Genomic DNA, 3,854 nt, shown 5'->3' on the forward strand with positions numbered 1-3,854 from the left:
CGACGGTGGGGCGCCACATCTGGGAGAAGAAACTCTCAGCCATGTCCAGGTAACCGGGCTCGGCTTCCGGCTCGGGTGCTTCCAGTTCGGTGCCGGCCGGCACGACATGGGATTGAATCGCCCCAGCGGCCCGGGCAGCAGGGATGTTGTTGGTGAGGGTGTTGGTGGAGCCGGTGAGAATCGTTGCCTGCACCGTGGGCGGGAACAATGCGTTGCTAAAGCTCTCGCATAAATTGCTTAGCCCTTTGTCGGCCCCGGTCTTGCTCATGGCAAGGCCCACGATGGTGCCCACCACCGCGCCGAGCAGGAAGCACCCGAGGCCGCCGGTGGCAACGGTAATGCCTGTGGCCGCGACCACGGCAGCGGTGGCCACCGCGGTGATCGCGATGTTGGCTGCCACCTCCAGCACGCCGCCAAGAATGTCGGCCATCATCGAGGTGTGGCTGAGTGCATCGCCCAGCCGGGCGGCCCAGAGTGCGTCAGACATGCGGGATGTTTATCCGGCGCAAGCGTCTGGCCGCCGCGCAATCGTTGCGCTTGTTGAGTCGCTCGATGCCTTCCATTGCTTTGGCCAGTGTGCGGGCGTTGTCGTCGAGATAGTCCTCTTCGTATAACCGCACAAGCACTTGCCAATCGGCATCGCTGGGGTAATCGTCTTCCAGCTGTTCCATCTTTTGCGCTCATTGGTCGGGTCAGATCCAGAACCAGAAGACTAACCATAAAAATAATCAAAAAACCGTTCGAAGTTTTCTTCTAAGTCGGTTGATCGAGCACCTTCACAGCTGTTACCAAACGCTGTGCATTAAACGCTGCATGCTATTTATCTTAGTGGTACAGGTAAACGTCGGGTTAAAGGTCGCAGACTCTCACGATCCGTCCACAGCCCCGGAAATACTTCAAATTTCAAATCGTCACGGTCAAGTCCAGTATCGAAATAGCGGCACAATCTGTCGCTCAAGTCTTCGTCCCCCCACATGTTGGTAAGCTCATACTGTTCAATAGCGTCGCGATTTTTTGAAAGCTTCAGATCTTTTTGACGCACGGGTGCCAAGCTGTAATCGATAGCGCAGTCTTTGCCGGTATCGATCAGGTCGGCACCGCGAAAGGGGAAGCCACCTTCAAAGTTAACGTGCGGTCTTAACCAGTAACGTTCGTGGTCTGACAGGACCAGTGGAGTCGTAGGTTGTAGTTTTTCGACGGCAAGTCGTTGGGTAACGACCTTCCCTACAAAACCGCTGAACAGAATTTTACTGTCGTCCAGCACGAGATCGCTCCAGATTCCATTCACGCTCTTCACGTCGTAAAAACGCATGACGGAATTCTTGATCATCTGGCCTACCGTATATAAATCGTCTCGCAGTTTCAGGCTGACTAAATCGCCTTCCTTCCAGGTTATGCGTTTGGCCATGGGGCTCACTCCATCTTAATAATCATTAACGAATCACTCATGAGCAACGGCCTCCTCTGCCTTTGCTGACCCCTTTAGCGGCGGCTTTGACTCTGGCTTTGTTGGCGGCTTTTATACGTTTATCCAAGGCTTTGCCTGCCGGTGTTTTGGCCAGATGTTTATCAGCAGCAGCAAGATATTCTTTTCTTCGCGCATTACCTTGGCCCACCGGATTCTGCGCGTTGGCGGTGCCGTCTTTTCCGCCTAACCCTTCATAAACGCGTTGCTCCAGCCCACGGGTAACGTCCTTTCCGTCCTGGCCGTATGCTGTATGCAGGACCTGAGGAGCTTGACCACCAAAGCGATCAAAACTCGATCCATAGCGATAGTTCAGCACGTCTGAACCCACCTGTTTACCTTGCATGCTGGCATAGCCGACATAGGCTTTACCGGTTGCTTTGTCGACGCCCAGATAGGTGATATGGGTTGCCGTAGTTGGACTGCCCGCCAGCCCCCATGCATCACTCCAACCCATCGGGTTGGGGCCATACTGATAGAGGTTCAGACCGCCGGCGAGCCCTATTGGATCAGGCGTAATGAACCGACCAATGTCAGGGTCGTAAAACCTGAACGTGTTGTAGTGCAGTCCGGTTTCCCGATCCAGGTATTGTCCCTGGAATCTCAGGTTCTGCTCTTCTATGTAATACGGCTCGCGAGTCTCCTTGGCGGTATTGCCCCAGACGCGATAATCGGCCTGCCAGATACGGTGCCCATCGTGTTCTGTGAGTTCTTGCGGCAGCCCATTAGGAGCATTGTGGTAGTAACGGATTTTTTGCAGTGGGCCCGTTCCATCAATGCGCGCCAGCGCCTCATAGCTGCCGTCTTCATAAAGGTAGAGGCTGGTCTGGCTGTTCCGGTGCTCCTGAAACAGTTGCAGTCCGTCCCACACAAAACGAGTGGTGCCAAGCGGATAACCATTATTGTCTTGTACGGTTTTTTCAATGCGTCGACCCAAAGGGTCATACGTCATCTTGACGATAGTTTCACCCGTGGCACTCTGATTTCGAACTTCGATCACACGGCTTTCGGCGTCGTATCTGAAGTGCTGAACCCCTCGGCTGGAACTGCGTTTTTCGATCAGTCGACCGAAACGATCATAACGGTAGCGTTTGTCCTGATAGGTCAACAATTTGTTATGTACTACCAGACCTGCTCCCGGTGGCGGGCCGTCCAATAAATTGGCCGCCGCATCATAGGCATAGATTTCACGCTGCCCTTGAATGTTGTCTTGGCTGGCGATGATTCGATCGGTAGCGTCGTAATGCAAAAACTGTTGATGCGCCGCGCCGGCTTTTTGTTCGAGGCGAGCGATCAGGTTGTCGCTGGGGTCGTAGTCGAAGTGTGTTTGTGTCGTTCCAGGTAATTGTCGCGGCTGGCTATTCGGGCGCTGCACGTATGAGCGCAGGCGCCCGCCGCGATCATATTCAGTTCTGGTGTTGATCTGGCCCTGTGTGCGAAGTACCTCACGGTGCAGCCGATCACGCTCAAAGTCGCTGATGACCTGGCCGTCGAGGTTGATCTGGTGTAAATGACCACTGCCGTAATACAGCCGATTGATCCAGCGGCCGTCGGGCAGTTGGGTCTGGATCAGATTACCGAGTTCATCGTAGCGATGTTTTAAACTGCCGCCCAAGCTTTGTTCTTCGAGTGGCTGGCCCAGAGCGTCGTATATAAAACCGAGTTTTTGTTCGCGACCCTGGGTGTCTCTGAAAGTGATCGCGATCAGTTGATCCAACGGATCGTATGTGTAATCAGTGCGGCCATCGTCAGTGATCTTGGCAACCAGACGCCCAACCGCATCTCGCTCCAGACGGTGGACGATAGGCTTTTCGGGCGTTTCCGAGACAACAGCAAGCCCGTCACCATATTGCGCAGGCAACGAGACTACGCGGGTAATGCTGTTCAGAACGTCGTAATCATAGCGATGGGCGCTTCCATCGAGATCCTGTTGTTCAATCAGGCGGTCGCTGGCATCCCAGGTAAACCGATAATTTTCGCCGTTTTCATTAGTCAGAGCTTGTAGCCGCCCGTAACTGTCATAACTGAATTGCACCTGCCGGCCATGGGCATCCGTACGTTGACGAATTCGACCCCGAAGGTTGTATTGGTAATGAGTGGTATGACCTGATGGGTCGGTATGTTCCGTCAATTGACCACTGGCGTTGCGTTGATAATGTTCAAAGCGACCATCGGGAAGTTGGCGGCTGAGCAACCGGCCCACGGTGTCATATGTGAAGGTTGTACGCTCCCCGAGCGGGTCGGTGATGACCTGAAGGTAACCACGATTGTCATAGCCGTACCGCGTCGGATAACCCGAACAATCGACGTGTTCCACCAATTGACCGAAGGGATTCCAGCGCAGCTTTTTGCTTTTGCCGGTGGCGTCGATGATCTCGACGACCTGGCC

At 54.2% G+C, this 3,854-nt stretch carries 3 protein-coding genes and 1 pseudogene; all 4 read right to left on the minus strand.

Annotated features, from left to right (window positions below; genetic code table 11):
• A pseudogene (locus HCU66_RS26730) lies at positions 1 to 487 on the minus strand (RHS repeat-associated core domain-containing protein); the annotation flags it as partial.
• Entirely contained in the window at positions 480 to 671 is a 192-nt protein-coding gene (locus HCU66_RS26735; protein WP_205891356.1) for a hypothetical protein, read from the minus strand. The gene HCU66_RS26735 and the pseudogene HCU66_RS26730, both read right to left, overlap by 8 nt.
• Before the next feature lie 149 nt (positions 672 to 820).
• Positions 821 to 1,408, minus strand: coding sequence for a hypothetical protein (locus tag HCU66_RS26740; RefSeq protein ID WP_205891354.1), 588 nt, complete (start codon positions 1,406 to 1,408; stop codon positions 821 to 823).
• 37 nt (positions 1,409 to 1,445) lie between these two features.
• A partial coding sequence (locus HCU66_RS26745) for an RHS repeat-associated core domain-containing protein (RefSeq protein ID WP_205891355.1) occupies positions 1,446 to 3,854 on the minus strand: 2,409 nt, incomplete at its 5' end.

The sequence above is a fragment of the Pseudomonas frederiksbergensis genome, assembly GCF_017114915.1.
Classification (GTDB): Bacteria; Pseudomonadota; Gammaproteobacteria; order Pseudomonadales; family Pseudomonadaceae; genus Aquipseudomonas; species Aquipseudomonas frederiksbergensis_I.

Coding starts and splice junctions, on each gene's coding strand:
- HCU66_RS26740 (WP_205891354.1), bottom strand. CDS start 1,408: ATGGCCAAACGCATAACCTGGAAGGAAGGCGATTTAGTCAGCCTGAAA.
- HCU66_RS26735 (WP_205891356.1), bottom strand. CDS start 671: ATGGAACAGCTGGAAGACGATTACCCCAGCGATGCCGATTGGCAAGTG.